This is a genomic window from Pseudidiomarina fusca (genome assembly GCF_032227045.1).
Taxonomy (GTDB): domain Bacteria; phylum Pseudomonadota; class Gammaproteobacteria; order Enterobacterales; family Alteromonadaceae; genus Pseudidiomarina; species Pseudidiomarina fusca.
The window spans coordinates 219,532-242,460 of record NZ_JANFPJ010000006.1 but is presented as its reverse complement, the minus strand read 5'-3'; the positions used below and the strand labels follow the sequence as shown (position 1 = coordinate 242,460).

23 protein-coding genes are annotated in these 22,929 nt (G+C 50.5%); 16 read left to right on the top strand and 7 right to left on the bottom strand.

Annotation, left to right across the window (positions count from 1 at the left end):
* Positions 1–70 precede the first annotated feature (70 nt).
* Positions 71–454 carry a type IV pilin protein gene (locus tag NOG12_RS04510; RefSeq protein ID WP_153825931.1) on the bottom strand — a complete coding sequence of 128 codons (384 nt, stop codon included), beginning with the start codon at positions 452–454 and terminating at the stop codon, positions 71–73.
* A gap of 68 nt (positions 455–522) precedes the next feature.
* Here NOG12_RS04510 and NOG12_RS04505 point away from each other — a divergent pair, with 68 nt between their 5' ends.
* The 16 genes from NOG12_RS04505 (at position 523) to galU (ending at position 15,196) form a co-directional block, all read left to right on the top strand.
* Positions 523–1,050: a GspH/FimT family pseudopilin gene (locus NOG12_RS04505; protein WP_313932519.1), complete on the top strand. Its 528-nt coding sequence runs from the start codon at positions 523–525 to the stop codon at positions 1,048–1,050.
* Entirely contained in the window at positions 1,044–1,655 is a 612-nt protein-coding gene (locus NOG12_RS04500) for a prepilin-type N-terminal cleavage/methylation domain-containing protein (protein WP_110074939.1), read from the top strand. The genes NOG12_RS04505 and NOG12_RS04500 overlap by 7 nt, the downstream gene beginning before the upstream one ends.
* On the top strand, positions 1,645–2,778 hold the full coding sequence (locus NOG12_RS04495; protein WP_153825929.1) for a pilus assembly PilX N-terminal domain-containing protein: 1,134 nt from the start codon (positions 1,645–1,647) through the stop codon (positions 2,776–2,778). Before NOG12_RS04500 ends, NOG12_RS04495 begins: the two co-directional genes overlap by 11 nt.
* A complete protein-coding gene (locus NOG12_RS04490) occupies positions 2,768–4,729 on the top strand; it encodes a type IV pilus modification PilV family protein (RefSeq protein ID WP_313932518.1) in 1,962 nt (653 codons plus the stop codon). The genes NOG12_RS04495 and NOG12_RS04490 overlap by 11 nt, the downstream gene beginning before the upstream one ends.
* 68 nt (positions 4,730–4,797) lie before the next feature.
* On the top strand, positions 4,798–5,448 hold the full coding sequence (gene ccmA, locus NOG12_RS04485) for a cytochrome c biogenesis heme-transporting ATPase CcmA (protein WP_313932517.1): 651 nt from the start codon (positions 4,798–4,800) through the stop codon (positions 5,446–5,448).
* A 55-nt stretch (positions 5,449–5,503) separates the two neighbouring features.
* On the top strand, positions 5,504–6,148 hold the full coding sequence (gene ccmB / locus NOG12_RS04480) for a heme exporter protein CcmB (protein WP_228759452.1): 645 nt from the start codon (positions 5,504–5,506) through the stop codon (positions 6,146–6,148).
* Positions 6,149–6,150: 2 nt separating this feature from the next.
* Positions 6,151–6,900: a heme ABC transporter permease gene (locus tag NOG12_RS04475; protein ID WP_313932516.1), complete on the top strand. Its 750-nt coding sequence runs from the start codon at positions 6,151–6,153 to the stop codon at positions 6,898–6,900.
* Between the two features lies 1 nt (position 6,901).
* Positions 6,902–7,111, top strand: coding sequence for a heme exporter protein CcmD (ccmD, locus tag NOG12_RS04470; RefSeq protein WP_153825925.1), 210 nt, complete (start codon positions 6,902–6,904; stop codon positions 7,109–7,111).
* Positions 7,108–7,617, top strand: coding sequence for a cytochrome c maturation protein CcmE (gene ccmE, locus NOG12_RS04465; protein ID WP_313932515.1), 510 nt, complete (start codon positions 7,108–7,110; stop codon positions 7,615–7,617). Before ccmD ends, ccmE begins: the two co-directional genes overlap by 4 nt.
* Before the next feature lie 2 nt (positions 7,618–7,619).
* Entirely contained in the window at positions 7,620–9,596 is a 1,977-nt protein-coding gene (locus NOG12_RS04460) for a heme lyase CcmF/NrfE family subunit (RefSeq protein ID WP_313932514.1), read from the top strand.
* The gene (locus NOG12_RS04455; RefSeq protein WP_313932513.1) at positions 9,589–10,194 is read left to right on the top strand and encodes a DsbE family thiol:disulfide interchange protein; all 606 of its coding nucleotides are present in this window, start codon (positions 9,589–9,591) and stop codon (positions 10,192–10,194) included. The genes NOG12_RS04460 and NOG12_RS04455 overlap by 8 nt, the downstream gene beginning before the upstream one ends.
* The gene (locus NOG12_RS04450; protein ID WP_313932512.1) at positions 10,191–10,718 is read left to right on the top strand and encodes a cytochrome c-type biogenesis protein; all 528 of its coding nucleotides are present in this window, start codon (positions 10,191–10,193) and stop codon (positions 10,716–10,718) included. The genes NOG12_RS04455 and NOG12_RS04450 overlap by 4 nt, the downstream gene beginning before the upstream one ends.
* Positions 10,715–11,935 (top strand): c-type cytochrome biogenesis protein CcmI, encoded by a 1,221-nt coding sequence (ccmI, locus tag NOG12_RS04445; protein ID WP_313932511.1) that lies wholly within the window; start codon positions 10,715–10,717, stop codon positions 11,933–11,935. The genes NOG12_RS04450 and ccmI overlap by 4 nt, the downstream gene beginning before the upstream one ends.
* Before the next feature lie 27 nt (positions 11,936–11,962).
* A complete protein-coding gene (locus tag NOG12_RS04440; protein ID WP_313932510.1) occupies positions 11,963–12,691 on the top strand; it encodes an MlaA family lipoprotein in 729 nt (242 codons plus the stop codon).
* A 108-nt stretch (positions 12,692–12,799) separates the two neighbouring features.
* The gene (locus NOG12_RS04435) at positions 12,800–14,299 is read left to right on the top strand and encodes a peptide MFS transporter (protein WP_313932509.1); all 1,500 of its coding nucleotides are present in this window, start codon (positions 12,800–12,802) and stop codon (positions 14,297–14,299) included.
* Between the two features lie 12 nt (positions 14,300–14,311).
* Positions 14,312–15,196 (top strand): UTP--glucose-1-phosphate uridylyltransferase GalU, encoded by an 885-nt coding sequence (galU, locus tag NOG12_RS04430; protein WP_110074926.1) that lies wholly within the window; start codon positions 14,312–14,314, stop codon positions 15,194–15,196.
* Between the two features lie 40 nt (positions 15,197–15,236).
* On the opposite strand, the gene NOG12_RS04425 is transcribed toward galU, so the two are convergent.
* From NOG12_RS04425 to cmoB, 6 genes are all read right to left on the bottom strand, one after another.
* On the bottom strand, positions 15,237–15,551 hold the full coding sequence (locus tag NOG12_RS04425) for a DUF3240 family protein (protein WP_110074925.1): 315 nt from the start codon (positions 15,549–15,551) through the stop codon (positions 15,237–15,239).
* Entirely contained in the window at positions 15,538–18,600 is a 3,063-nt protein-coding gene (locus tag NOG12_RS04420; protein ID WP_313932508.1) for an efflux RND transporter permease subunit, read from the bottom strand. Before NOG12_RS04420 ends, NOG12_RS04425 begins: the two co-directional genes overlap by 14 nt.
* Before the next feature lie 3 nt (positions 18,601–18,603).
* Positions 18,604–19,695 (bottom strand): hypothetical protein, encoded by a 1,092-nt coding sequence (locus tag NOG12_RS04415; RefSeq protein ID WP_313932507.1) that lies wholly within the window; start codon positions 19,693–19,695, stop codon positions 18,604–18,606.
* Positions 19,692–20,930, bottom strand: coding sequence for a hypothetical protein (locus NOG12_RS04410; RefSeq protein WP_313932506.1), 1,239 nt, complete (start codon positions 20,928–20,930; stop codon positions 19,692–19,694). The genes NOG12_RS04415 and NOG12_RS04410 overlap by 4 nt, the downstream gene beginning before the upstream one ends.
* A 116-nt stretch (positions 20,931–21,046) precedes the next feature.
* Positions 21,047–21,931 (bottom strand): LysR family transcriptional regulator, encoded by an 885-nt coding sequence (locus NOG12_RS04405; protein WP_313932505.1) that lies wholly within the window; start codon positions 21,929–21,931, stop codon positions 21,047–21,049.
* A gap of 24 nt (positions 21,932–21,955) precedes the next feature.
* Positions 21,956–22,927, bottom strand: a complete 972-nt coding sequence (gene cmoB / locus NOG12_RS04400; protein WP_313932504.1) for a tRNA 5-methoxyuridine(34)/uridine 5-oxyacetic acid(34) synthase CmoB — start codon at positions 22,925–22,927, stop codon at positions 21,956–21,958.
* Positions 22,928–22,929 lie beyond the last annotated feature (2 nt).

The window sequence follows — 22,929 nt, the reverse complement described above, 5'->3', positions numbered from 1 at the left end:
ACTTGAGCCGGCGGCTTTGTCGCCATGCTTTGCATGAGCTTCAATCAATACTTTAATTATTGTTGCGTCGCTAGCGCCAGCAAGCGGCTGGCGTTTTCGCATCATTCTGATCAATACTCATAGCAGCACAATCGGTGTCCAACGCCTGGGCACCTGTGGCTGTGGCCGTAAGCGTGTAAGTTTCGGCGCCGATGTTGCTGGCACTAAAGCTATAGAACTCGCTGCTGGGGTTGGTGCCGAGATCCGCTATGCTGGCGTAGCTACTATTTCTTAAGCGATATTCTTCTTGCGCGAGCTGTAATTTCAGCAGTTCAGTGATGGCGTCGGCGCGGCGACTTGCTCTAACATAGTCGACGTAGTTGGGGTAGGCGATGCTGCCGAGGATGCCGAGAATAGCAACGACGATCATAAGCTCGATGAGGGTGATGCCTGCCAACGTTTTTTTAACTTGCATTTATTACAACCGTCCATACTATGCTAGGTAAGATACATCATTAGTATTACACTTTTAGGCGAAACGCAATGCAGCGTGGTTTTACTTTATTAGAGCTGTTGGTGACTGTGGCCATTCTCAGCATAGTGCTGGGAATGGGGGTTCCGGCTACGCTCGATTTAGCTCGGTCGCTACGATTGCAGGGGGCGGCACAGGATACCTATGCCTTGCTGCAGTACGCGCGATCGGATGCGTTGGCGACTGGGCAGCAGCGTTTTGTGGTGTGGGACGATGAAGACGGCGCCTGGTGTGCGGCGGTAGCCGACACGGCGGACTGTGATTGTCTGGAAGATGATTGCGCGATTGACGGTGTGCTACGGCAAATTTCCAGTGCTGACTATAATCAAGTAGAACTGCTCAGTAGTACCTTTGCGGCTGGCGAATTTACCGCCTTTGATGGCATGCGCGGCTTGGCTGAAGGCAATGCGGGCACGGTCATTTATCAGTTGAGCGACAGTACCGGAGCGATGGAAAAACAAGTGCAATTGGTGGTGAGCTCGTTGGGGCGCATTCGCTATTGTCAGGTGGGCGATGTGGGGAGTTATCCGGCATGTTAAAGCAACGCGGCCTGTCGCTGATCGAACTGATGATTACTATTAGTCTGGGGCTGGTGTTGATGGCTGGCTTGGCGAGTGTGTTCTCAGCCACGCTTGGTACTAACTCAAACAGTTTGCGCTTAAGTCAGTTGCATGAAGAAACCACCGCGGTGATGGATTTGTTGGTAGGTGATGTGCGTCGCGCTGGGTATCGAAGCGATGCACACCTGTTAGTGACAGATGCCGAAAATGCTATTACGGCTTTTAATGAATCCGTGCTAGTGAGCGCTCACCCTGATGAAGCAGCAGCATCCTGCTTGTTGTTTGACTACGATGCGGATGCCGATGGTGTGCATGATGGTAACGTGGAGCGATTCGGCTATCGGTTACGAAACGATCAAATTCAGCGCCGTCAAGGCGGTGCCGGTTGTGATGAAAACGGATGGGAAGGTTTAACCAGTCCTGATTTGGTGCGAGTTGAACAACTGCAGTTTGTGCTGACGGAGCGCATGTTGGATGAAGTTACCGAACAGGTCGTGTTTATTGAAGCGCGGTTGAGTGTGCCTAGTGATGCCGCGCTGGATCGCGAGTTTATGACCGAGGTGGTGCTACGTAATGCGTTCTAAGCCAGTGTTGCCACCACAGCAGTTACGATATGGCTACCAAGCTGGCTATGCCACCTTGACGATCTCGGTGATGCTGTTGGCGATTTTGATTTTGGTGACCTTGTACACGGCTCGTTTTAAGGTACAAGAGCAGCGTATTATGCGTAATCATTTAGCCGCGCAAGAGGCCACTATGGTGGCCGATGCAGCGTTAGAGCGAGTTATCAGTGAGCTAGATGATGACAAGACTAACTTGGATCGAACGCTGAGTGGCACGCTAGGTGGCGCCAGTTATACCGCGACCATAAGCAGCCAACGTTTTGACGATACCCTACGTGGGGTGGTGGATATCGTTGATGTGGTGATTTCCGCACGTTCGGCTGATGGGCGGGGGCAGCGTACGGTGCGCCAACAACTAGCTGTATTGCCGATCATTCGTTCCGCACCTGATACGCCAGTGGCAGTTCGTGGCTCGATGAACGTCTCTGGTAACTTTAAAGTGGCGGCGAACCCGAATGGCGGTGGTGATGGGGTGCCATTATCTATTTGGACTTCAGGTGATGTGGATATCAACGGTAGTGGCAGCACCTGTGGCCAACAAGAGTTCGAGGAAGGACGCTGTGATTCTAACCCCTTTAGTGAGCGGGGTGACCACGGTGTCGATATTTTAGATAACGACCCGAATTTTCCTGATGACTTGCTGGAGTATTTGTTTGGCGTGCCCTCGTCACAGTGGCAATCACTTAAAGCATCAGCCAGCCAGATTGTGCCTAATTGCAGCAGTTTAAATGCAGCCAGCACTGGGTTTATTTGGGTAACAGGCTCTTGTGCCCCTGGAGGCTCTATCGGCAGCCCGGAGAACCCGGTAGCAATAGTGGTTGAAAGTGCCAATGTGCAGATTAACGGCAATGTGGTCATTCATGGCTTGTTGTTTGCGTTTACGCGACCGGATGACTTAAATACGTACGACTTAAAACTCAATGGTGGTGCACGGATTGAAGGGGCGGTGATGGCGAATCGTGACCCTAAGCTCTCTAACGGGAGTTTGGAAGTACGATACAGCCAAGAAGTACTGACCAATATTGTCACCAACGATAAGTTTCGACGGTTATTTCGCATAGGAGGAAGTTGGCGTGATTTCTAGACAACAACGCGGCTTTACCTTTGTTGAGGTGCTGGTGGCGCTGGTGATTATTGCCGTAGGCGTTACCGGTTTAGTGAGTTTGCAACGTACCTTTACCCAAGGTTCGGTGCGTGCTGCTGAGCGCAGTGCCGCCTTAGAAATCGCCCAGCATCGATTAGAGTTGCTTCGCTTTAACGAATACGCCGATATTGTTTCTGGCAGTGCGACTGTGGCTCGCGATGGCAAAGATTATCAAGTGGTGTGGACGGTAAGCCCGCAATATTACCACAATGGCTGGAAAACCAGTGGCGATGTAGGCTTACCCAACCCCTTGCCCAGTGAACCCGATGCCAAGGCGGCTTTGGTACAGGTGAGTTGGACCAGTCGTGGCGGTGAAGCCGATGCTGCTAGTGTCGAAGGCTGGTTAAGTAAATTTAATATGCGTGATGGCGGCTTGGTGATAACCAATCCACCGCCCCGCAGCGAACCCAAGGTGACTTATAACCCGGGCGCAGCGCCTGAGGTTATTGCCATCAAATTAACCGACGATAGCAATGCGACCTTGTTTCAAGTGAAAGAAACGACCCGGCCGACGCCTTCGGTGCTGACCAAAGATGGGCGACGTATGGTGACCTTTGATACGGTGACCTATGACCAAGCCACGCAAACCCAACGCGTCGAAGACTTTGCCACGGTGGAGTGTTTGTGCAAATTTGTGGGGATACAGGATAATGTGGGGCGTACTCCCCAACGGTTGATCTTAAAAGATGACCAATTAACGCTAGACCCCGATGGCGGCAAGTTGGTACGTAAAATGGTGGGGGCTCCAGCGGATACCAATCAACCTGAGCTGTGTGTTGAATGCTGTCGCGACCATCATGACAACGAAGAAATGGTAGCCAGTGGGAACGTCTATCGGGAAGAAAGCGCAGCGGCGCGGTTGCCGAGTGGTGACCATCGACATTTTAGAGCATCGAGTTTTATTTTGGGCACCGGATTAGCCCAAGCCAGCCTCAATGAAAACTATCTGGAAGTATGCCGGATGCGGCGTATTGACGGTTGGTATGAAGTGTATCCCGATTGGGAGATGCAAGCTGTTACTGTCTCCACCTCTGAGTACTTAGTGGATGAAGCCAGTAACCAGACCTATGCCAATTATGTGCGCGCGGTGATCCGTGCCTTGGTGTTAGGCGAGGCGCTACCGGCGGCTCCTAATGATCGTGATGCGACGCTGATGAATGGTTCTTATCAGCTGATTGGGCGCGCTATTTATCTAGATAAAATGAGTGATAGCCATCTGCAGGCGGTCATTAGTGCGATTCAGAACGGTGAAGATGATTGGCTCACTAAAGTGCCCTTTTATGAGGTTAACAACACGCTGTTAGGTGATTGGGATTCGTCCAATACGGGGGTGGCCACAGTTACCAATGAAGAGATAGAAACCATCGTCGATCCTGATCGTAATTATTACGGAAACTACAGTCGTGGGCGCTTAACCACGGTGGCTGGTGGCACCACCCAGGTTACAATGCTGAGCCAAGGCGGTAATACCGGAATTATCGGGCGACCACCGATTCATGTGCGAGATATTGGCCGTGATATCAGCAGTGCCATGAACATTACCGTAGAAGAGCGTAGCGGCGAGACTACTTATTTTGCTGTCTCGGGCGAGTTCCATTGTTTGTTTAACAAAGTAACTGGTAATACTGCTAGCTGGCAAGACTGTAAGAAAAACGATTACAACGGCTTAACTATTAGCGCGTCTGATTTAAATGTGACCTGTTCTTTTAGTTTTGTGGGCAAATCAGCCACCCCGATTTATTCCTGTAATGGGATTCAGCAGGGTAGCTCATTAAGCATTCAGTTTGGCTCGTCAAATCCGGGCATGGTGTTTACTCCGTCGGTGATTTCGGTATCGAATATTCAGGCTAATGACCCAGGGCAAGATATAGATATTCGTATCAACAACTGATCCAATCCACGGCTAACCTGTGGTACTATCGAGCCAATTTTAATTAACGAGATAGGCCACTAGCTGACATGTCTGTTGTGATTCAAGCTGATCAGCTGACTTCTGTGCGTGCCGGGCGCACGTTGTTTGCGCAGCTTTCGCTGCAATTGAATGCAGGCCATATTCTGCATATTGAAGGCCCTAATGGGGCCGGCAAATCAACCTTATTAAGAATCATTGCTGGGTTATTACGTCCGCAAGAGGGCCAAGTGCGACTGTTTGGCCAACCGCAGCGTGATGATCCCGAGTTATGGCAACGACAAACCCTTTTTATTGGCCATAAACCTGCGGTAAAAGCTGAGCTGACAGCGCTGGAGAACTTGCATTTTCAAGCTCAATTAGATGGCGCTGGCGCTACAGACTCTTGGCAGCTGTTAGAAACCGTTGGCTTGCTTGGCCTAGAAGATATTCCTGCGCAACAGCTATCGGCTGGGCAGCAACGCCGAATTGCGTTAGCGCGGCTATGGTATAGCCCTGCGACTTTATGGATCCTTGACGAACCCTTCACCGCCCTAGATACTCGCGGCATTGATATGCTCCATCAGCGTTTTGCTGAACACTTAGAGCGTGGTGGCGCGTTATTGCTAACCTCGCATCAGCCGTTAACTTGGTCGGGCGAGCGCTTGCAAAAATTACGGATTGAGCCCCAAGACGAGGAGTTTGTCGATGAGCTTAGTTGAGACCAACTCGCGTTGTAGTAATCAAGCATCAACCTTTGCGTTATTGCGCGTGATCATGCGCCGTGATTTAGCGGTGACCTTGCGCCGCCGTAGCGATGTGATTAACCCATTGCTGTTTGTGGTGATCGTGGTGACGCTGTTTCCATTGGCGGTAGGGCCTGGGCCGGATATTTTAGCGCGTATCGCCACCGGGGTGATTTGGGTCGCTGCTTTGTTGTCGGCTTTACTCGGCTCTGAGCGCTTATTTCGCGATGATTATTTAGATGGCTCGTTAGAACAAATGACGTTGCTGCCGGTGCCGTTGGCGGTGCTGGCATTGGGCAAAATTCTGGTGCATTGGTTGTTAAGTGGCTTGCCACTGGTGATCTTAGCGCCGCTGTGTGCGTTATTATTAAAGTTACCGTTTGAGGCGTGGGGCGTGCTGATGCTCACCCTCTTATTAGGTACTCCTATGTTGAGTGCCATGACTGCGATAGGAGCTGCGCTGACGGTTAGTTTAGGCCGCGGTGGGGCATTATTGAGCTTATTACTGCTGCCGTTGTTTATCCCTTTGTTGATATTTGCAGCGGCCGCCGTTGAAAGTACTCTAGTAGGTACGTCCGCGCTTGGCCAAGTGTTACTCTTGGCGGGGCTTATGGTTTTAACGCTGACTTTGGCACCGCTTGCGGTGGCAGCAGCAATCCGAGTGAGTGTGAACTAACAATGTGGAAATGGTTACACCCGTATGCAAAAGGTGAGGCAACCTACCGGTTGCTAGGCGCTTGGTTACCTTGGTTGGCTGGCAGTGCCTTGGTGACCTTAACGGTTGGCTTGGTGTGGGGAATGCTGTTCGCACCTAGCGATTACCAGCAGGGCGATAGCTATCGCATCATCTTTATTCATGTGCCATCAGCGATGTTCTCGATGGGCGCTTACACGGCGATGGCGATTACCGCTTTGATTGCTTTGGTGTGGCAAATTCGCACCGCGGAATGGGCCATTGCGGCCATAGCTCCGGTCGGTGCCGTGCTGACTTTTATTGCGCTCTTTACCGGTGCCGTCTGGGGTAAGCCCATGTGGGGAACTTGGTGGGAATGGGATGCGCGTTTAACCTCACAACTGATTCTACTGTTTTTGTACATCGGGGTGTTGGCACTGTACTATGCCTTTACCGATGCGCGTACTGGGGCTAAAGCGGCAAGTGTGCTGGCGTTAGTCGGGGTGGTGAACGTGCCGATCATTCATTTTTCGGTGTACTGGTGGAACAGCCTGCACCAAGGGGCCACAATCACTAAATTTGAAAAGCCGTCGATGGCCCCCGAGATGCTGATCCCATTGCTGATTAGCATTTTGGGCTTTGCGCTCTTAACCGGGGCGTTAGTCTGTCAGCGGTTACGCAACGAAATTTTGAAGCAAGAAATACATCGGCCTTGGGTTCACGCCCAACTCGACGTGGCTGAGCAGGAGCGGTAAGATGGCATTTGACAGTTGGTATGACTTTATTGATATGGGTGGCTATGGGTTTTATGTATGGCTGGCCTATGGGGTGACCTTATTAGCGCTCACGATCTTAGTGATGCATGGCTTACGCACCCGTAAACAATTGCAACAACAAGCGGTGCAGCAACAGCAACGGCAGCAGCGCTTAGCCCGACGTAAACAGCAAGAACGAGGTACCGCATGATTCCACGACGTAAGAAACGCTTAGCCTGGGTATTGGCTTTAATCATAGGGGTGGCAGCGGCGCTGAGCTTGATTTTGTTTGCGCTATCAAAAAATATTGATTTGTTTTATACCCCAACAGAAGTGCTAGAAGGCAAAGGCAAAGACCTTACCAAGCCTAGCGTAGGACAACGGATTCGGGTAGGCGGTATGGTGGTTGAGGGTTCGGTTAGTCGAGATCCTAAAACCCTAGAAGTGAGCTTCCGAGTCACCGATACTGGGCCTGAAATGACCGTGTTGTACCAAGGTATTTTGCCTGATCTGTTCCGCGAGGGGCAGGGCATTGTGGCGCAGGGCACCTTGATCGAACCTAGCGTGCTCAAAGCTACGGAAGTGCTGGCCAAGCACGACGAAGAATACATGCCGCCAGAATTGGCTGAAGCTATGAAAGGCATTAAACATGTCAACCCGAATGCACCTGACTACACCGGTGAAAAGCCCGAATCTAAAGAGCCAGAGGGTTACTAACAATGATTGCTGAATTAGGTCAAGTTTCATTAGCGTTAGCTTTGGCATTTTCCGTGTTGCTAGCGGGGTATCCGCTGTGGGGCGCGTGGAAAGGTCACAGCGGAGCTATGTTGTTGGCGCGACCCCTAGCTTACGGTCAGTTTTTGTTTACTGCGGTAGCCTATGCAGCGTTAACTTGGGGTTTTGTGGTTAACGATTTTACTATCGCTTATGTGGCGCATAACTCGAATACCGCGCTGCCCCTGATGTATCGTATTACTGCGGTGTGGGGCTCGCACGAAGGCTCATTTTTACTGTGGATGCTGATGCAAGCGTGCTGGATAGCTGCGGTGGCAATGTTCTCGCGGCGCATGCCGTTAACCATGATGGCGCGCGTGTTGGCCATTTTGGGGTTGATCAGCATTGGCTTTTACCTGTTCATGATGAGCGTGTCGAATCCGTTCGATCGCGCGCTTCCCTTAATCCCAGTGGATGGTCGCGATTTAAATCCGCTGCTGCAAGATCCTGGGATGATTATTCATCCACCGTTGCTGTACATGGGTTACGTTGGTTTCTCGGTGGCTTTTGCCTTTGCCATTGCGGCACTCATCAGCGGTAAATTAGATGCCTCATGGGCGCGTTGGTCGCGACCTTGGGCTACCGCAGCTTGGTGTTTCTTAACCTTGGGTATTGCTATCGGCAGCTGGTGGGCTTATTACGAGCTTGGCTGGGGCGGCTGGTGGTTCTGGGATCCGGTCGAGAATGCCAGTTTTATGCCGTGGTTGGTCGGCACTGCCTTGATTCATAGTTTGGCAGTGACAGAAAAGCGCGGTGCCTTTAAGTCTTGGACCGTGTTACTAGCTATTTCCGCCTTTAGTTTAAGCTTGCTCGGCACCTTCTTGGTGCGCTCTGGGGTGATCGTATCGGTGCATGCTTTTGCCACCGACCCAGCTCGTGGTCTCTTTATTCTCGGCTTGTTGGCGATTGTGATTGGCGGCTCGCTGCTGCTGTTTGCCTTACGTGCTGGGGCTGTAAATAGCGCCACCAAATACGAAGTTAACTCGCGTGAAGTGATGCTGCTAGGCAACAACATCTTGTTAGTAGCAGCTACCGCTGTGGTGCTAATCGGGACCTTACTGCCACTGGTGCACAAAGAACTTGGTTTAGGCTCGATTTCAATTGGTGAACCCTTCTTTAATCAGATGTTCACCTATTTGATAGTGCCTTTCGTGGTGTTTATGGGCTTAGGGCCATTGATGCGCTGGCGTCGCCAAGAACTGCAACCTTTGATGGGCAGTTTAGGCCTAGCCTTAGTGCTGGCATTAGCGTTGGGCTATGTGATTCCGTGGGTGGTGACTGATCAAGTGATGGCCATGACGGTATTAGGGTTAGTGTTAAGCTTATGGATTGTGTTGACCTTGGTGGCCGAATTACGTCAGCGGGTGCAGCAACGTGGCCAAGGCTTAGCGAGTCTTACCAAGTTAGGTCGTAGTCACTGGGGCATGGTGCTTGGCCACTTAGGCTTTGCCATTACTATTGTGGGGATTGCTGCGGTGAGCCAATACGAGATTGAGCGCGATGTAAGGTTGGCACCAGGTGATCAGGTTGAGGTGGCTGGATACACCTTCCGCTTTGATTTGTTAAGCGAACAGCAGGGCCCGAATTACACCACCGACCATGCTGAGTTTAGTATTTTGCGCGATGGTAAGCTGGTGAGTGAGCTGGTGACTGAAAAACGTTTTTACACAGTACAACAAATGAGTATGACCGAAGTTGGCCTAGATGCGGGTTTCTTGCGTGACTTGTATGTAGCATTAGGTGAGCCATTAGGTGATGAGGCCAGCCCCGATGCTTGGGCAGTACGGATTTATGTGAAACCTATGGTGCGTTGGATCTGGCTAGGGGCCATTTTAATGGCCTTAGGCGGTGCTTTAGCGATGAGTGATAAACGTTATCGGGCCAGCCGCAAACAGCCGGCTCAAGGAGTTGCTCATGGCTGAAGCTCAAACATCTAAGTCGTCGCTACGCTGGTTGGTGTTAGCGTTACCGCTGGTAGCGTTTTTAGCCCTGACCGTGTTTTTGTTAAGGGGCTTGTTTTCAGACCCCACCGAGTTAAGTTCGGCTTTGGTGGGCAAACCTGTGCCGGCCTTTAGCTTGCCAGATATCTACGATACCTCGACGGAGCATACCGAGGCAGTTCTGAAAACTGGCGAGCCCTTGTTATTAAACGTGTGGGCTACTTGGTGTCCAACCTGTAGAGCTGAACATGCTTTTTTGAATGAGCTGGCAGCGCAGGGTATTCCGATAGTGGGGTTAAATTACAAAGACGATTCGCGTGCTAAAGCAGTGAATTGGCTCAATACCTTAGGCGATCCTTACGTGGTTAACCTGTTTGATGAGCGGGGCATGGTCGCCATTGATTTCGGCGTGTATGGTGCGCCAGAAACCTTTTTGATTAATCATAAAGGCGAGGTGGTGTATCGCCACGTTGGCGATGTTAATGCTCGCAATTGGAGTCAGTTGTTGGCACCGATGTTCCAGCAGTTACAGCAACAGGCCAAAGCTGCAGCGGGCGAACGAGGAGGTGAGCAATCATGACCACAAGCGCATTAACCAGTCAGCCGCACAGCTCGTGGCGACAGCTGTTCAGTAGCCTGTTCGTAAGCTTCAGCTTGGTGCTCGTGTTAGCTCTTAGTAGTCAAGCTCAGGCGCAGGTGAGTTTAGAGCAATATAAATTTGACGACCCGGCGCAAGAAAGTTTGTTTAGAGAACTAATTAACGAGCTGCGCTGCCCGAAATGTCAGAACCAAACCATTGCTGACTCAGATGCTTCGCTGGCCAAAGATTTGCGTGACCGCACTTATTTGATGGTGAAAGACGGTGCCACCAAGCAGCAGGTGGTAGATTACATGGTGGCAAGATACGGTGATTTTGCCTACTATCGGCCGCCGGTGCGCACCAGTACCTTGGTGCTTTGGTTAGGGCCGTTGGCAGTGGTGCTAATAGGCGCAGCTGTGGTCTTGTGGCGAGTGCGTTCAGGCTCTGAAGAAGCCCAATTAAGTGAAGCAGAATTAGCCCAGTTGGCGCGTCTGCAAACCGAGAAACAGGATAAATCAGAATGATTGCTCATATAGCGATGATCTTGGCCGTGGTGACGGCGGGCGGTTTATTTTTAATGGTAACCGGGCGGCGCCAGCGCGAGCAGCAGCGCACCCGTTTAGATGTCAACCGCGAACTCTATCAACAGCGTAAATTAGAATTGGTGGCAGAGCGCGATGACGGCTTACTCACGATGGAGGCGTTTGCGCGTGCCAATGATGAGTTAGACAAGCGCTTTGTTACCGAAAACAGCGAATTAGAACAAGTGGCTGATCGCCAAATGGGCAATGCCGTATGGGTACCGGCGGTGGTGGTGATGGTGGCTGCGGTGATCCTTTATTTTACCTTTGGTAGCTGGCAGTTGCAGCGCCAAGCGGATGACGCCTTAGCAGCGTTGCCTGATTTAGGCCGAAAGGTGATGTCGGATCAGTCGGCGCAAACTACCCGGGAAGAATTAGAAACCTTTGCACTAGGTTTACGTCAGCGCTTAGCTCAAACGCCCGATGATAATGGTATGGTGTGGCAAATTTATGCGCGGGTGATGACTCAGTTAGGGCAAGCGGAGCAATCGGTGGATGCTTTTGAAAAAGCTCTCGCAATTAACCCGAGCAATCAGCAGGCGCAGTTAGGTTACGCTCAGCTGTTAGTAAACTTTGGCGAAGAACAATATTTAGCCCAAGCAGCACAATTGTTGGTGCAAGTGCTGCAACAGGACCCCACGCAGCAAGAGGCCTTGTCATTATTAGGCCTGATCGCTTATCAACGCGGTGACTGGCAGCAGGCACAAACGGCATGGCAATTGTTACAAGACCAAATTGCCCCGGCGGATGAGCGCTATGCAGCCATTCAACAAGCACTAGATGATGTCGAGCAACGTTTAGTGGCCGCTGATGCGAGTTTGACTGTCACGGTAAGCTTGGCTCCGAAGTTACAAGATCAAGTGCCAGCGGGTGGCACCTTGTTCGTCTACATTACCGATCCTGATGGTAGTAGAATGCCGGCGGCTGCAGTACGTCAGCCAGTGGCGAACTTTCCGATAACGATTGAGCTATCGGATGCCAATGCCATGTTGCCGGAATTTGTGATGAGCGGATTGAACCGTTGGCAGGTGATGGCACGTATATCAAGCGATGAGCAGATTGAAGCTGCGCCTGGTGATCTGGATGCCGAGCCGTTGGTATTAGAAGCTGGTTCTGCTACGTCAGTGCAGCTAGAAATTAGCAAGATAGTGAACGACTAACTCGTTAAAACCAACAACATTGAGGTTATGGTGAAGAAGTACTTACTGATTGTATTGGCGGGATTAACCTTAGCAGGCTGTGCTAGCACGCCCGACGATGAGTGGGCTGACCCACGCGATCCCTTTGAAGATTTTAACCGCGACATGTGGGATTTTAACGAGCAGCTAGATGAAGCTATTCTTTGGCCAGCCGCTAAAGCTTATGGTGAAATTCCGCAGCCGGTACGAACCGGCTTACGCAACGTTGCCGATAACCTTGATGAAGTCTCGTGGTTTGTGAATAATCTGCTGCAAGGCAAAGTGATGGATGCCGGTAGTACCTTTTGGCGCTTCTCGATTAACAGTACTGTGGGTGTGTTAGGTATTTTTGATGTTGCCACGCCACTCGGGATTGAGGCAAAAGAAGAAAGCTTTGGCGAGACGCTAGCGAGCTGGGGTGTTACGGAAGGCCCTTATGTGATGTTGCCAGGTTTAGGTCCGACCGTGCCTATCGATCGCGGCGGTGACGTAGTGGATGGCATGTACTTTCCGATTGATAACTTAAATGGCCCTACCAGCATCGCGCGATTACTGGTGAAGGCACTAGATACGCGGTTACGCCTGCAAGAACAACAAGCGCTGATGGAGAACTCGTTAGACCCTTACGGGTTTGTAAAAGAGGCGTATTTTCAAAATTGGCAGCATAAGGTTTATGATGGTAACCCACCGCAAACCGAAGCGGATGAGCTGGACGACGACTTTTACGACCAGTTTTAAGCAACCATTCAGCCCAGAAGCCTTGCAACATGCAAGGCTTCTGCGTTATAAAAGCCCGTCACAGTTACGTTCTGTATAACTATAACTATATTTAACCGAGGAATTTGTATGAGCCAGGCGCCTTCAAAGTCAGAACTTTGGGGTCACCCCAAGGGACTGTACGTGCTTTTTACTGCCGAAATGTGGGAACGTTTTTCTTACTACGGCATGCGTGCCCTTTTAGTGTTAACTCTCGTAGCAGCTACTGAAGCCGCAAACCCAGGTTTTGGCATGACCGATGCTGAAGCTTTATCTTTGTACGGTACCTATACGGCGCTGGTTTATTTCACCCCCTTGATTGGCGGTTGGTTGGCCGATAACTATTTAGGCCAACGCAACTCGATTTTACTTGGTGGTATTTTAATGGCCGCAGCGCAATTTACGCTGTTTGCCGCCACACCGCACAGCCTCGACTTGTTTTATATAGGTTTGGGTATCTTGATTGCCGGTAACGGTCTGTTTAAGCCGAATATTTCAACCATCGTTGGCGATTTGTACAGCCAAGGTGATGCGCGTCGGGATAGTGCCTTCTCAATTTTCTATATGGGGATTAACTTAGGTGCTTTCTTAGCGCCATTGGTAACCTCTACTTTGGGTGAAAGCCCAGACTTCGGCTGGCGTTGGGGTTATTTTGCCGCTGGCGTAGGGATGACCTTAGCGGTCGTTACCCAAGGCCTCTTCTTTCAACGTTACTTGGGCGACATCGGTAAAGTCCCTGGCGCTAAACGTGACCGCGAAGCTTCGGGCGGTGTGAAAAAGCCACTGAGCAAAGTAGAGCACGACCGTTTGCGCGTGATTTTATTCCTGTTTGTGTTTGTGACCGTGTTCTGGTTAGCGTTTGAGCAAGCCGGCGGTTTGATGAGCATCTATGCCGATCGCTACACAGACCGTAGCTTTGGTGACAGCATTATTCCGGCGGGTTACTTCCAATCACTTAACCCGTTATTTATTTTGATCTTTGCGCCTATCTTCTCGGTGTTGTGGGTATGGTTGCATAAGAAAGATAAGAGCCCGGATGCACCGATTAAAATCTTCGCAGGTTTGGTGCTAACCTCGATTGGTTTTATTTTCTTGATCCTTGGCTTATTTGAAATTCAAGTCACCGGTCAAGCCAACATGATGTGGTTGGTACTGGCCTACTTATTCCATACCTTGGGTGAGCTATGTATTTCACCGGTAGGCTTGTCGTTAATGACTAAACTCGCCCCACTGCGCTTAGCTAGCTTGGTGATGGGGGTGTGGTTCTTGATGCCGGCTATTGCTAGTTATTTAGCGGGTATGGTGGGTGCCTTCAGTGAGAACGCCGATAAGTACGATTTCTCGATTAACCTGGCGCAATCGATTGGCCTAGAAGCTCAATACTCTGGTCTGTTGGTGGTGTTTGGTGGGGTTGCCGTAGGCTTGTTGGTGTTCGCAGTTATTTTATGGGCTATTTCTGGCATGCTAGTGAACTGGATGCATGGTGCCGAAAAAGCTCAAGCCGCACCGGCTGATTTGGCCGAAGGCGTTGAACAAGAGTTGCAAGCAGTTGCCGAACATGAAGGTTTAGGCGAACAATCTAAAAAATAAGGACGCAATACCATGGTGAAAAAAGTCGTTATCCCGGTAGCAGGGCTAGGAACACGCATGCTGCCAGCTACCAAGGCCATTCCGAAAGAAATGTTGCCCTTGGTAGATCGACCGTTGATTCAGTTTATTGTAGAGGAGTGTGCTGCGGCAGGCTTAACGGATATCATCTTGGTGACTCATTCGAGCAAAAATTCGATTGAGAACCACTTTGATACCAGTTTTGAACTTGAAGCAACGCTTGAGCAACGGGTTAAACGACAGCTGCTGGCGGAGGTACAAGCTATTTGTCCGCCAGGAGTCACCATCATGCATGTCCGCCAAGGCGTTGCCAAAGGTCTTGGCCATGCGGTGTTATGTGCGCGTCCGTTAATTGATGACCAGCCGTTTGCGGTGGTGCTACCGGATGTTTTGGTGGATGCCCAAAGCTGTGATTTAAAACGCGATAACTTAGCCGAAATGGTGCGTAACTTCAACGCCACGGGAGCCGCCCAAGTGATGGTAGAAAAAGTACCGCACGAGCTTACCAATCAGTACGGTATTGCTGATTTAAACGGTGCTGAATTAGCGCCCGGTGAACAGGTTGCGATTAAGCAATTGGTAGAAAAGCCACCGGTAGATGAAGCACCGTCGGATTTAGCCGTGGTGGGTCGTTACGTGTTCCCAGCGGCACTTTGGAGCCTGTTAGAGAAAACTCCAGTGGGCGCTGGCAATGAAATTCAGTTAACCGATGCCATGGCCATGTTACTCGAGCAACAGCCGGTAAATGCATACTATATGAAAGGCCGCAGCCATGATTGTGGTAACAAGCTAGGTTATGCCCAGGCCTTTGTAGAGCATGCTTTGCGTCATCCGGCGTTAGGCGACGACATGCGTGCTTGGCTGAAAACTATCGTGTAAATGGTGCAGCCACAGTAACGAGGATTACTGTGGCTGTTTCTTATAAATGACCGCTGCTGCTAATTGGTAGCGTATAAAAGCGTACCCCCAAAGATTCAGCGCTAGCCGGCTTTAATTGTTTGAGCAGGGTTAGCACGCGCTGTTTTTCTGGCTCAGTTACCATCACTTCTAGTCGTAACATACGGCGATATCCAACCACCTGTTCTAACCTATCTAGTTGACTATTCTGGCGGCTATGGCCATCAATTTCTGCGAGTGAAAAGCCACTGAGTTGCTCATCAGCTAGCAATACATCGACTACATGGGCGCGCAGTTTAACCGGAAAAATCACGTGCAGTAGTTCATACTCGGGCATGACGACCTCGCAATAGCTTGTACATTAAAGGAAGAATAAATAAGGTGGTGAAAGTTGCGGTAACCAAGCCACCAATCACGACAATCGCTAGCGGGCGTTGAATTTCGGCGCCAGGGCCAGTGGCCAAAGCTAATGGGAAAAGACCCAGCATCGCTGTGGTCGCAGTCATCAGGATGGCGCGTAAACGATCACTGGCACCAACGATCACCAGTTGTTCTAACTGTTCATGTTGATGTTCTATCGCTTGAAAGTGAGTCAGCATGACCACACCGTTGAGTACTGCTACCCCTAATAAGGCAATAAAGCCCACCGAAGCCGGCACCGACAAATATTCGCCGGTGATAAATAATGCCAGCACACCGCCCATCAGAGCGAAGGGAATATTGGCGAAGACCAGTCCGGCTACGGCCAAAGATCGGAAGGTGGCGAATAGAATGAGTCCAATAACTAAAAGAACGACAGGGACAATCGTCAGCAGGTTATTGGTAGCTCTTGCTTGATTCTCAAATTCACCGCCAAAGTTAAGATAATACCCACTAGGTAGCTGTAACTCACGCGCGAGTTGTTGCTGTAGTTCTTCAACAAAACTAACCACGTCACGGTCGCTAACATTGGTGGTGACGACCGCAAAGCGACTGCTGTTTTCTCGCTCAATGAGGCTCGGGCCTTCGTCACTACTTATGGTTGCGAGGGCACTTAACGGCGCCCAGTTGCCGTCAGGTAAGCTGACAGGCAAGTCTTTTAATTGCTGTAAGTAACTCAGCTTGCTGCTGTTACTAGCGGCAAAGACTAACGGTGTTTTAATGCGGCCATGAATAACGTCACCCACGTGCAGACCATCAACAAACAATCGAATAAGACGTGACAGTTCTGCCGTAGTGAGATGGTAGCGCGCCGCAACATCAGGGCGTAATCGAATGTTGATGTATTCGCCCCCGTCAATCAAGGTTGTTTGTACATCGACGCTCCCGGCCACGCCAGTAGTTATCTCAGCGATCTTCTGGGCCGTGCTACTAAGAGTGCTAATGTCGTCACCAAACACCTTGATAGCTACATCGCCAGAGCTACCGGTAAGCATTTCAGCGACCCGCATTTGAATGGGTTGAGTGAAATTAAAGTTTATTCCTGGGTAGTCTAGGAGTACCTTCCGAATGGCATCAATCAATGCAGCTTTGTCACTCACTTGCCAGGTGTCACGCGGCTGTAACTGAATAAACATATCGGTTTCGTTGAGTCCCATCGCATCCATACCTAATTCATCTGAACCAATGCGAGCAACGATTTGCTTAATTTCTGGGATGTCAGCGAGTAGTCTTTGTTCTAATTGTGTATCTAAGGCCAAAGATTCAGCTAAGTTAATGCTGGGATGCTTTTCTAGCTGCACAATGAGATCGCCTTCATCCATCACTGGCATAAAGGTTTTACCCGTAAAACTGATAGCTACTGCTGCCACTGCCAGTAGTCCTACGGCGCAGATAAGCCATGCAGCAGGCCGTTGGATAACTCGTGCAAGTAGGCGTTGATAATGCGCTATAAGCCATTGGATTAGGCGTGGGGTAGGTTTAGGCTTAGCGCTGATTAAGGTAACCGCCAACACTGGAATAACTGTTAACGCCACTAGCATGGAGGCTAGCATCGCAAAGACAATAGTTTGCGCGACGGGGGAAAACAGCTTGCCCTCTAGACCACTCAGAAACAAAAGTGGTGCGAACACGATGATCACAATAGCGGTACCTGAAATCACCGGCTGCGCCACGGCCAGAGTGGCCCGATAGATTCGATGAGCGCGCGGTAAATAGGCCTGTTTCTGACTTTGTGTGACGATGTTTTCAACGACGACCACAGCAGCATCTACCAGCATACCGATGGCAATAACAATGCCACCAAGACTCATGAGGTTAGCCGTAAGACCTACTTGGTCCATGGCTAAAAAGGTGATGGCTACGGCCAGTGGAATGGATAAGGCGACCACTAAAGCGGCGCGAACATCGGCTAAAAAGATGAAGAGAATTAAAATAACCAGTAGCACTGCAGCAAGTAGTGCTTCGATGATGGTGCTCACAGCAGTACTAATAAGATCCGCACGGTCGTAGAAGACATTAAGTTCGCTACCGGCCGGCAGGGTTGGCTCAAGTTGAGCCAGTTGGGCTTTAACAGCAGCAACCACCTCGTTCGTATTACTATCTTTTAAGGCAATGATCATGGCTTGCGCCGTTTCTTCACCGTTATGGGTTACGCCACCAAAGCGCGGCAGGTAACCGTTGCTGATCTCGCCTAATTGCGCCAAGGTGATAGTTTCGCCCGTTGCCGTGGGGAGTTTCAGTTGCGCCAGGTCATATTGGTCAACGAGTTTGCCTTCGGTACGCAGGATGAGACTGGTGGAGCCGTTATCGATGCGTCCCACGCTACCGTTTAGATGATTTTGTTGCAGCCACTCAACCAGTTGCGCTAGGGATATTCCGGCTTGCTGGAGACGACCTAGATCAGGGGTGAATTGCAGCGTTGTAACAAAGCCGCCCATAGTGGTGACCTCGGCTACCCCAGGCACGGTACGCAACAACGGTCGTACTTGCCAATCTAGCAGGTGCCGACGTTCGGCTAAGGTTAAATTGGGATTGCTGTAACTCAGCATAAAGATTTCACTAAGTGGGGTGCTCATTGGGGCTAAGCCACCATCAATGCCTTCGGGTAAGCTGCCCCAGACGCCGCTGAGGCGCTCGCTTACTTGTTGCCGAGCCCAGTAGATATCCACACCTTCTGCGAAATCAATGGTGATAGAAGTGATGCCATACTTGGTGGTGGAGCGCAAAATCGCCTGATTTGGAATACCTAGTAGTTCGGTTTCGATAGGTTGCGTGATTTGCGCTTCGATTTCTGCGGCGGTCATGCCCGGCGCACGAATAATGAGCTTGGCTTGGGTTGGAGAAATATCTGGGAAGGCGTCAATCGGCAGGCGCTGCCAAGCCTGCACCGCTAGCGCCAAGACAAGGGCGGTAAGAGCTAAGATAAACACCCGTTGAGTGAGCACAAAACGCAGAATGGCTGCCATCTATTACTCTCCCCCTAGCCCAATAAAGTGGCCGTAAACAGCGCCTACGGATTGCTGTAACACTTGGCTGTTAGGTGCTAGTTGGGTACTGGTGATCTGTAAGTAAGCTGCACCGTTGGCCGTGTTCATCGCTTGCTTACCAATAATGTCGACCGGTACTAGCACCAATGCTTGCTGCGCTAATTGCCACACATAGGTTTGCTGTTGATGCCGGATGATACTACTGGCGGGTACGTTAAACACCGTCTGTTGATAATGCGGCGTAACGCTTAGCTGGCTGCCTAGCGGCGCTTGACAGTGAGCGGGTAAATCGGTGAGCGGAATGCTCCACCAGGTTTGGGTAAACCCCTGACTGGTTTGCTCGACATAATCGATCGCTAGTTCGCATTGCTGCCAGCTGACACTGGTTGGTTGCTTACTAAAGGTGGCCAGTTGTCCGCGTAATCTTGATGTTGCCGCAGCACTGACACTAAATAGTATCGTTTGGTTGGCGACAATGTCTATGTGTCCCGCTTGCGGAGCCGCTAAGGTGATGCTGTTGTTTGCCTTATTGATTTGAACAATATGCTGGTAAAAATGGTCGAGATGCTCAAATGCTAACAGCGTGCTGTGGTAAGCCGCGCTGATTTCCTGCCACTGGGCGGCACTGATGGCTTGCTTTTGAAACAGCTGTTGATTGCTCTGATAGCGCTGCGCTACCACCTCTAGCTGCTGTTGTTGTGCTTTGTATTCAGTAAGAAAATGTTCGACGGCATCGCCACTTAATTGCACTACCGGTTGTTTATGGGTTACCTGTTGCCCTTGCTGCACTAGCCATTGCTGTTGTGATACTTCGAGCATATTGGCAACGGGATAACCACTTTGCACAAAGTTAGTAACTCGTGCGGTAAGCGCGGCGCCGGTATAGTGAGATTGGGGCGTCACCTGGTGATAACTTAAAGAGAGCTGTCCGAGTTCGCTAAGCTCAACTTGGTCTGCCGCTACCTGAGTTGTGGTGGTGACAGCCAGAAGCAGCACGGCAACGCGGCACAGCTTTAGGCAAGCAGCTTGCTGGTGTTGATAACCCTGATTATTGAATCGATTGATAAGGCTCATAAGGGTACTCCTGCTGCTTGTTGAAGTTGGGCATAGGCTTGTTGGATTTGTTGTTTGAGTAACTGCACTTGGCGTTGCTCGGCAAATAACTGTTGCAACCTTTGTTGTGCGATATCTGGATTGATCTCTTGCCGCTGCAACAACAGAAGCAGCGCAGATTGGGCCTGCTGGCGCAACTGTTGATGTGGTTGGAGCATTTGATATTGCGCCTCTAACAGGCTTAGCTGGGCTTGTGCTTGCTGATACTGCTGGATGATCTGCTGACGACTTTGTTGATAGTCTTGTAGCCATTGTTGCTGACTTATCTGATAATTGCTTTGTTCGGTTTGGCTCAGTTGCGCCCCCAACGACAGCGGAATATCGAGCTGTAAGCCAATTTGATTTTCTGAGATGCCGGCAGTATCTATCCGTTTGAAGCGGGTGGTGACCTGCCATGGGGTATTACCGCTGAGATTTTGTTGCTGTTGTAAGTAGAGTTGTTGCTCGTGCAATTGTAGTAACGCCAACTGCGGATGCTGTTGCCATGCTGCAGCGTCGAGTTTAGTGGGGTTGGCATCTGCTAAGTTAGTTGGAATTTGGCGGGTGCCAGTGAGTTCCATAAGCTGTTGCTCAGCGGCTTGCTGATGTTGTTGGTGCTCTAACTGCAACATAGCTAATTGAGTTTGTGCCTGCTGCAATCCGTAGCGAAAATAGGTATCAGCCTCGGTGGTTTCAGCTTGCTGTTGCAATGGTGCCATTAAGCCCTGATAGGTTTGTAGTTGTTGTTGTAACAGCTGCTGCTGTTGTTGATGCTGAGCAATGGTCCAAACTAAGTTGCGTACTTGGCCACTGGCGTACCAGCGGCGTAGTTTTAGCAGCTGCTGCTGATAGTGCTGTGCTATCGACTGCCATTGCTGGTTCAGTTGGTGGCCACTCGGACTTGTAAGAGGCAATGACAGAGCCAGTTCAAGTTCATCGGTTCCTTGGTCGGCTTGGCTTTGCAGGGCCGCTATACTTACCGTAGGTGCCGCTGCCAGCCAACTAGATACCCAGGTTTCGGGACGTTGCACTAGATCCGTTTGCAGCCTGGCTTCAGCGGCGTCGGTTAAGCTACTTAAGCTAGTGTTAGCGGGTGTTTGAGCATGTGCTGTTGGGCTGAGCAAAAGCAGGTTTAGCAGCAATAGACTGATGGCTAAATCGCGCTTACCCCATGCAGGTAAATTGAGATGTTGTTGAACAAAGTTGTCGATCCACACGATAAAGCTCCTTATTACTGCAACTAGCAGTAACACTCTATGAGGGCTTGCTTAAGGAAGTCTTAAGAAAGCTTAAGCTTTGTGTGGGAATTATGCCAAGTTTGCGATAATTTGCGCTAAATCAATTCTTTTATTAGCAACTGATAAAGCATGCGGGCACAAGGGCCGGTGGTATCGCCTTTGGGTAAGGTGAGGTACATCGAGCCGCTGCGCTTGCTGCTACCAGCTAGGGTTAAGAAGCACAGGTTGTCAGCATAGCGGGTAACGTGAGGTGGCAACCAACTAAAACCTAAGCCATTTTGCACCAGCTGTAGTGATTCGTTAAAGTGATTCACTGTCCAGCGTTGTTCAGACTTAAGCCAGCCCTCTACTTCTATCGGCTTTTTGGCCGTATCACGAATCACGATTTGTAAATACTGACTCAGCTCATCGGCACTAATGGGGCCTGGCTGTTGAGCCAGCGGATGCTCTTTGCTCACCACCAAATCTAGCCGATAGCCGCTGATGGGCTCGCCCACATGACCTTTGGGGAGTTGGTGGGTGATTACGATATCTGCGCTTTGGTCTAAAATATGTTCAATGGAGCCGGTTAATACCGTGTCTTCAATGACTAAGCGAGTGCCCCGACTGAGTTGTTGAAACTCATGCAGCACAGGCACCAGTAGCTGGCGGTCAAAGACCATTTCTACGGCCAAAGTGATTTTAGTTTCCCAGCCCTGCTTAAGGTTTACCGCTAACTGCTCAAGTTCAGTTACTAAACTGGTGAGCTGGCGTGAGCGGCGCACCATGGTCTCGCCGATGGGGGTAAGTTGAGCCTTACGGCCCACTACTTCGAGCAGTTCAACTTCGAGCGTATCTTGCAGTTTAGCCACCGCATGATTGAGCGAGCTTTGGCTTTTATTCAAGACTTGCGCGGCATGAGCGTAGCCGCCATGGTCCACTACGGCCTGTAAAATACGCCATTGTTCAAGTGTGGTTTTGGGGCGGTAGGGCGTACTCATGCAATCTCCAACGGGATGATTCGGCTAGGTATTAGCAATAATAACGGCTCGCAGGGGGGCTGGATAGCCCTCGATGGTTTTGCTGGTATCGTGCGGATCTAAAAAATCCACTAACGACTGACCAGGCATCCATTCGGTGGCACGTTGCTCAGCTAAGCTGGTGACGTTTTCATCCACCACGCGGGCGTTCTTAAAGCCACAACGTTCAAGCCAATGTAACAAGGCTTTGGTACTAGGAATAAACCAGACGTTGCGCATCTTGGCATAGGTTTCACCCGGTACTAAAACGGTCTGCTCATCACCTGTCACTACCAGCGTTTCTAACACTAACTGGCCACCTGGCTTGAGCTGGGCTTTAAGTTGGGTGAGAAAATCAATGGGCGAGCGCCGATGATAAAGCACGCCCATGCTAAAGACGGTGTCAAAGGCTTTTAGTTCGGGCATATCTTCTATGCCCAACGGGAACCAGTGTGCGCGTGCTTGTAGGTCAGTCGGCATAAAGCTGCGCACCGCCATAAACTGCGCCATAAATAGCTGGCCGGGGTCGATGCCCCAGACTTGCTCGGCGCCGCTTTCAAGCATGCGCCAGAGGTGATAACCACTGCCACAACCCACATCAAGCACCTGTTGCCCGCTTAAATCACCGATATGGGGTGCCACTCGTTGCCATTTAAAATCCGAGCGCCATTCGGTATCTATCTGCACCCCATGTAAATTGAACGGGCCCTTGCGCCACGGGGTGAGTTGCATCAGTAGCCCTTTGATGCGTTGCTGTTGGCCGTCGCTGATGCTGTCATTCAGGACGCTCACAGTGGCGCCCAAAGCTACCGCTGTAGGTTCAAGCTGTGGCAATTGTGCGACACAGCGTAACCATTTGGGTAACTCGCCATGTTGTTGCTGTTGCTGCCACTGTTGAAGTTGCGCGGGGAGGCTCGTTAACCAATGTGCCAACGGCGATTGGGCGACAGCGATTAAATCCTTGGTAAATAAAGTCATGA

What these genes read in the sequence shown, in the direction of transcription:
- NOG12_RS04420 (WP_313932508.1), bottom strand. Translation starts at nt 18,600, where the DNA reads ATGGCAGCCATTCTGCGTTTTGTGCTCACTCAACGGGTGTTTATCTTA.
- NOG12_RS04510 (WP_153825931.1), bottom strand. Translation starts at nt 454, where the DNA reads ATGCAAGTTAAAAAAACGTTGGCAGGCATCACCCTCATCGAGCTTATG.
- NOG12_RS04460 (WP_313932514.1), top strand. Translation starts at nt 7,620, where the DNA reads ATGATTGCTGAATTAGGTCAAGTTTCATTAGCGTTAGCTTTGGCATTT.
- NOG12_RS04505 (WP_313932519.1), top strand. Translation starts at nt 523, where the DNA reads ATGCAGCGTGGTTTTACTTTATTAGAGCTGTTGGTGACTGTGGCCATT.
- galU (WP_110074926.1), top strand. Translation starts at nt 14,312, where the DNA reads ATGGTGAAAAAAGTCGTTATCCCGGTAGCAGGGCTAGGAACACGCATG.
- NOG12_RS04415 (WP_313932507.1), bottom strand. Translation starts at nt 19,695, where the DNA reads ATGAGCCTTATCAATCGATTCAATAATCAGGGTTATCAACACCAGCAA.
- NOG12_RS04450 (WP_313932512.1), top strand. Translation starts at nt 10,191, where the DNA reads ATGACCACAAGCGCATTAACCAGTCAGCCGCACAGCTCGTGGCGACAG.
- ccmA (WP_313932517.1), top strand. Translation starts at nt 4,798, where the DNA reads ATGTCTGTTGTGATTCAAGCTGATCAGCTGACTTCTGTGCGTGCCGGG.
- NOG12_RS04440 (WP_313932510.1), top strand. Translation starts at nt 11,963, where the DNA reads ATGGTGAAGAAGTACTTACTGATTGTATTGGCGGGATTAACCTTAGCA.
- NOG12_RS04435 (WP_313932509.1), top strand. Translation starts at nt 12,800, where the DNA reads ATGAGCCAGGCGCCTTCAAAGTCAGAACTTTGGGGTCACCCCAAGGGA.
- NOG12_RS04405 (WP_313932505.1), bottom strand. Translation starts at nt 21,931, where the DNA reads ATGAGTACGCCCTACCGCCCCAAAACCACACTTGAACAATGGCGTATT.
- cmoB (WP_313932504.1), bottom strand. Translation starts at nt 22,927, where the DNA reads ATGACTTTATTTACCAAGGATTTAATCGCTGTCGCCCAATCGCCGTTG.
- ccmD (WP_153825925.1), top strand. Translation starts at nt 6,902, where the DNA reads ATGGCATTTGACAGTTGGTATGACTTTATTGATATGGGTGGCTATGGG.
- ccmE (WP_313932515.1), top strand. Translation starts at nt 7,108, where the DNA reads ATGATTCCACGACGTAAGAAACGCTTAGCCTGGGTATTGGCTTTAATC.
- NOG12_RS04475 (WP_313932516.1), top strand. Translation starts at nt 6,151, where the DNA reads ATGTGGAAATGGTTACACCCGTATGCAAAAGGTGAGGCAACCTACCGG.
- NOG12_RS04495 (WP_153825929.1), top strand. Translation starts at nt 1,645, where the DNA reads ATGCGTTCTAAGCCAGTGTTGCCACCACAGCAGTTACGATATGGCTAC.
- ccmB (WP_228759452.1), top strand. Translation starts at nt 5,504, where the DNA reads ATGCGCCGTGATTTAGCGGTGACCTTGCGCCGCCGTAGCGATGTGATT.
- NOG12_RS04455 (WP_313932513.1), top strand. Translation starts at nt 9,589, where the DNA reads ATGGCTGAAGCTCAAACATCTAAGTCGTCGCTACGCTGGTTGGTGTTA.
- ccmI (WP_313932511.1), top strand. Translation starts at nt 10,715, where the DNA reads ATGATTGCTCATATAGCGATGATCTTGGCCGTGGTGACGGCGGGCGGT.
- NOG12_RS04500 (WP_110074939.1), top strand. Translation starts at nt 1,044, where the DNA reads ATGTTAAAGCAACGCGGCCTGTCGCTGATCGAACTGATGATTACTATT.
- NOG12_RS04425 (WP_110074925.1), bottom strand. Translation starts at nt 15,551, where the DNA reads ATGCCCGAGTATGAACTACTGCACGTGATTTTTCCGGTTAAACTGCGC.